The organism is Phycisphaerae bacterium, assembly GCA_012729815.1.
Taxonomy (GTDB): Bacteria; Planctomycetota; Phycisphaerae; order JAAYCJ01; family JAAYCJ01; genus JAAYCJ01.
The window spans coordinates 1-5292 of the sequence record JAAYCJ010000057.1 but is presented as its reverse complement, the minus strand read 5'-3'; the positions used below and the strand labels follow the sequence as shown (position 1 = coordinate 5292).

At 64.2% G+C, this 5292-nt stretch carries 4 protein-coding genes; all 4 read left to right on the top strand.

Annotation, left to right across the window (positions count from 1 at the left end; translation table 11 throughout):
• Window positions 1-523, top strand: a 523-nt coding sequence (locus GXY33_04365; protein NLX04360.1) for a hypothetical protein, incomplete at its 5' end; no start/stop codon positions are given.
• 87 nt (window positions 524-610) lie between these two features.
• Window positions 611-2110: a 4-alpha-glucanotransferase gene (gene malQ / locus GXY33_04360; protein ID NLX04359.1), complete on the top strand. Its 1500-nt coding sequence runs from the start codon at window positions 611-613 to the stop codon at window positions 2108-2110.
• A 78-nt stretch (window positions 2111-2188) separates the two neighbouring features.
• Complete coding sequence (locus GXY33_04355; protein ID NLX04358.1) at window positions 2189-4441, top strand: hypothetical protein; 2253 nt, start codon at window positions 2189-2191, stop codon at window positions 4439-4441.
• A gap of 31 nt (window positions 4442-4472) precedes the next feature.
• Entirely contained in the window at window positions 4473-5291 is an 819-nt protein-coding gene (locus GXY33_04350; GenBank protein ID NLX04357.1) for an amidohydrolase family protein, read from the top strand.
• Window position 5292 lies beyond the last annotated feature (1 nt).

The window sequence follows — 5292 nt, the reverse complement described above, 5'->3', positions numbered from 1 at the left end:
TCTGCGTCAGATCGGGCTGGCGGTGCTCGTTTACGCCAGTGACAACCACGATGCGCTGCCGTACATGCGGGTGACGCCTTCGCAGGGCTATCCGGATTCGCGGCTTTGGTACTCGGCGGCCCTCGACCTGTACGCGCCGTTCGTCAACGAGCCGGGCGGGTCGGTACACCAGTGCCCAGCCGATCCGAACAGCACGTACAACGGCGACCGGATCGGCTACGGGGTCAACGCGTGGCTGTTTCCGTACTGCGAGACGGGCGTGGCGGCCGACGGCTACCGTTGGCGGAGCATCTCGGTCCTGACGCCGGCTTCGTTTCTGGCGTACGACTGCGATATCTATGGAGCGTGGGAGTATCAGACGGAGCAGTACCGGCCGGCGACTTACCACGAGCGTTACCGCCATCCCTCGGACGACGGGCTCAACGTCCTCTACGGCGACGGGCACGTCGGCTGGTACGGGCGGCCCGTGCCGATGGTCGGGCAGGATTCGAACTTTGAGTGGCACGAGCCCGAGGAGCCTTAAGGGTTTTCCGGTTGATTCCCGAGCCGATCACGTTAGGCTTGGTGGTGGAAGGGTTGGAACGGGGCCAACGCACAAGGGGGATCGGCCATGCTGCGGAAACGGTCGAGCGGGATTCTGCTCCACGTCACGTCGCTGCCGTCGAAGTTCGGGATCGGCGATCTGGGGCCGGAGGCGTATCGGTTCGCCGATTTTCTGGTCGAGGCGGGCCAGAACTACTGGCAGGTCCTGCCGCTGAACGAGACCAACCCTCAGGCGGGCAACTCGCCCTACAGCAGCCTCTCGGCGTTCGCGGGCAACACGCTGGCGATCAGTCCGGAGCTGCTCTATCGCGACGGCCTGCTCCAGAAGAAGGATCTGGCTGAGCTGCCCGCGTTCGGCGAGGGGCCGGTGGATTTCGGCGCGGTCATCGCCAGTCGCAGGATGCTCTTCGATCGGGCGTTTGAGCGGTTCCGCCACGTAGCGGACAAGCACGACTACGAGGCATTCGCCTGGTGGAACCGCCGGTGGCTCGACGACTACGCCCTGTTCGTCGCCCTCTTCCAGAAGTTTGAAAAGGGCTATTGGTTCGACTGGCCGCCGCGATTTCGCGACCGCAACGAGGAGGCTTTGAGTCGGGCCCGCAGCGACCTGCGCGATCAGATCGACCGGATCAAGTTTCTGCAGTTCGAGTTTTTCAAGCAGTGGTTCGCGTTGGAGCACTACTGTTTCGAGCGTGGCGTGGGGATCATCGGCGACGTAGCCATCTACGTCGGGCACAACAGCGCGGACGTCTGGGCGCACCGCGAGATCTTCGAGTTGACCAGGACCGGGCGTCTGCGGTTCGTGGCGGGCTTTCCGGGCGATTCCCTGAATCCCGCCGGCCAGCTCTGGGGCAATCCGCTCTACGATTGGGAGGCCCTGAAGCGCACGCACTACCGCTGGTGGATGGACCGTCTGCGGCACAATCTGCTGCTCTACGAGATCGTCCGGATCGACCACTTCCGCGGGTTCATCCAATACTGGCAGGTTCCAGCCCGCCACAAGACGGCGGAGAAGGGACGATGGGTTCGCGGGCCGGCCGACGATTTTTTCAACGCGGTGTTCCGCCATTTTCCCTACCCCCCTTTCGTCACAGAGGTCCTCGGCGCCGCCACCCCGGACATCAACGAGTACCTGCACAAGCTCCAGTTTCCCAACGTCGACGTGCTGCTGTTCGCCTTCGAGGGCAGCTTCGCCGAGAACCGGTACTATCCGCACTTCCACTATCGCAACTCGGCCCTGTACACGAGCACGCACGACACCAACACGGTGCGCGGATGGTTCGAGATGGAGGCGTCCAAAGCGATGAAGCAGCGGCTCTTCCGCTACCTTGGCCGGAAGGTCTCGGCCAACGGTGTCGCGCGGGAGCTCGTTCGCCTAGCGATGATGTCTGTGGCGAGTCTGGCCATTATGCCGATCCAGGACGTGCTCTCGCTGGGCGATGAGGCCCGCATGAACCGTCCCGGCGTGGCGACGGGCCAGTGGCGGTGGCGGCTGCGGCCCGGGCAGATCACGCCGGCGGTTAGCCGTCGTCTGGCCGAGCTGACCCACACGTACGGCCGGGCGTAAAGAAAGTCGATACGCTGACTTGATCTTTTCGCACGGCTCGGTACAATGCGTGCTGATCCAAATAAAGGAATTTCCACAATGCAGCCGTCCAAGAAGGTCCTGCCTCAAGAGGTCCGGTTTTCGCACGACGCGTGCCTGATCCTGGCCGACGTGAACAGCCACCTGCACCCGAACTACCAGGAACTGCTGGCTCGATATCCGCATGCCGATGGTTTGCGGGATATCGCCATTTGCCAGTCGGCGGCCCCGACCGACGCTGAGGCGTTGATCGAGGCGGTTCGCGAGGGCCGCTATTCGTACATCTGCATCGGCTGGCTTGTGTTCATTACGGCGTTCGCCAATGCGGCCCGGCGCAAGGGGATGGACGTGCGGGACTACGCCGATTGGATCTACGATCAATGCCGTCGGATCAACGGCGAGGTGGGCTATCGGGCGGCGTGGATCGAGGCGTACGGCGAGATCGGCAACAGTATCACCTGGCCGCAGGGCAGCCGCATGAGCAAGCAGGAGGCATTGCGGTACTTCCGCGAATGGTTCCGCAGCGGGCGGATGCTGACCGAGCACTGGCGCAGCGTGAGCCCGGCTGAGACGATCAACTTCTACACCCACGCCAAGCGGCAGGACGAGAACCTGCGCAAGCTGCCGATCTACTATTCGGAGGGGACGATTTTTACCATCCACGAGGTGTTCCGGATGGGCGTGCCGTTTGTCGCCTACGAAGGGGCGTGCGGTTCACGCGATTCGTTTCAGACGGGCATCGCCTTTGTCCGCGGCGGGGCTAAGCAGTTCGACGCGCTGTGGGGTGTGGATCTCTCACCGTGGGGCGGCGGACCGGCGGGCAACGTGGCTGAGACCAACAACGCGGGCGTCTGGCGGGCGGGCATGACGCCGGACTTTTTCCATCGCGTGTGGCTCACGTCGTACCTTTCCGGCTGCAATACGCTGCTGCACGAGGTAGGGTATTGCTTCTTTTACACGTGGCACGACGGCGAGGCGATGCTGTCGGACTACGGCTATCGGGCGATGGACTTCTATCGTCAGACCCGCGGCGTGCTGGCGGATCGCGGACGAGCGGTCACGCCGTTTGCGATCATGTTGGAGGAGGAGCACGGTTATCACGGCAGCACGTGCCGCGAGTATACGCCGGAGGGCGCACTGACGGAGGCCAACGACGAAACGACGCCGCAGGGCCGGCTGAACATCTGGGCCAACCGCGTGGCCGAGGCGACGCCGGGCGATTGGCAGGTACACCGGACGATCGAGGCGATCTGGCCGTGGAGCGAGAACCTGTGGGCCGAACTGCACGGCGGCTGCCCGGACGAAAAGCAGGTAGACTGGGGCCAAACGCAGCCGGAACTACCGGCGATGCTGGGCGTGGGCGAGGTCGATCCGCGAAGCGCCTCAGCGGGCTATTTGCGCGACAGCACGTGGGCCGATTGCTTCGACGTGGTGACCGAGGACGCCTCAGCGGAGGTGCTGGCCCGGTATTACAAGGCCGTCATGCTAGCCGGCGACGTTCGGACCGACAACGGCCTGTGGGATCGGCTCAAGCGGTTTGCCGAACAGGGCGGGCAGACGATCCTGACCGTCGAGCAGCTCGATGCGACCGCCCGCGGCGAATTGGGTTTGGAGCACGCGGTCGAGCCGAAGGCGATGAACGTCAACCGGATGACGGCGGCGAATGCCACGTGGCCGGTCAAGGAGCGGCTGACGGTCCATTCGGTCGCGGCGGCCGGTTGGTCCGTCTGGGCGGCGGATGAAAAGACGAGTCAGCCGTTGGTTTTGCAGCGGTCGGTCGGGCGCGGCGGGCTGTACCTGGTGCTGTGCGCGAACGGGATGGACCGCGACGGGACGAAGCTGTCGGCGGTGGTCCGAACGTTGATCGACACGCTGTACGCCCGGCACGTCGGCGTCACCAAGCACGGCGCCGGCTGTCAGATGATTATCAACGCCCGCGAGCGCGACACGCTGGTGACACTGATGAATCACACCGGCTCGCCGTGGCGCGGGCAGGTCGTCTTCGGCCGCAAGGACTATCCGAAGGTGGACGAGGTGCGCGACCCGATCGCCGACGCTGCGTATCCGCCGTCGCTGGTGCAGTTCGGCCCCGGTGAGGTGACGGCGACCGTGTGCATTCCGCCGTTCGGGGTCAAGGTGCTCTCGTTTGGTCCGCAGCGGGAGGCGGAGGCGTTTCGCGGACCGCTGACGACGACCGGCGGTCTCGACGAGGGCGACGTGGCGTACCTTGAGGAGATCAAGCGGCGCGGCCCCAAGGACGTGCTGGGCACGGTCGAGGATTACGACCGGCGGAAGCGGCGGCAGGATCAATAATCACGGAGCACACACTTCCGGAGGCCTGACGATGAAGATCATCAACTGTCACGCCCACTACAATTTCGTGGACCCGAGCGAACTGGAGGAGAAGCGTCGGACGGTGTGGGACGGTCTGGGTTACTCGCAGGTGTGGTTTTCGGGCAACAACCGAAGCGTGCGGGAGCTCTTCCGGCGGTATCCGGATTATGCGGTCGGGTTGGCGGCGGTGAAGCTGGAGAAGGGCGCTCACTGGCGCAATCCGGAAGTCGAGCCGGAGCACGTGGACAACTCCGACGACGTGGTCCGCTATCGGGACCAGGGGTTCGCGGGCCTCAAGGTCATGTACGTGGGCCATCCGTTCTCGCATCCGAGTTACCTGCCGATCTATGAGCGGGCGGCGGAACTCAGGATGCCGATCCTGTTTCATACCGGCTATACCAGCAGCGTGGAGTACCAGGACTACTACCGGCCGAGCCACCTGATCGATATCGGCCAGCGGGTGCCCGAGCTGCGGATCATCGCCGCCCATCTGGGCGGGCAGTTTTTCTGGGAGACGATCTGGGCGATGTCCAAATGTCCGAACGTCTACGCGGACCTCTCCGGCGGAACGGTGCGGTACTTCCCGGCTGAGTTCTTCAGGATGCTGTTTCTGCGGGTTCGGCGAAACGATACCACCGGATCAGCCGTCGTCGATCCGGACTCGGCTGACGACCAGCCCTGCCCCCCTATCCGCAAGCTGGTTTTCGGCTCGGACAACCCGGATGACACGCTGGAGTTCTACCGGCAGTTCATGATCGCGTTGGACGTGCCGGCGGAGAACCGGGAACTGATCTATCACGGCAACGCGGAGAAGCTGCTGGCGACGTAAC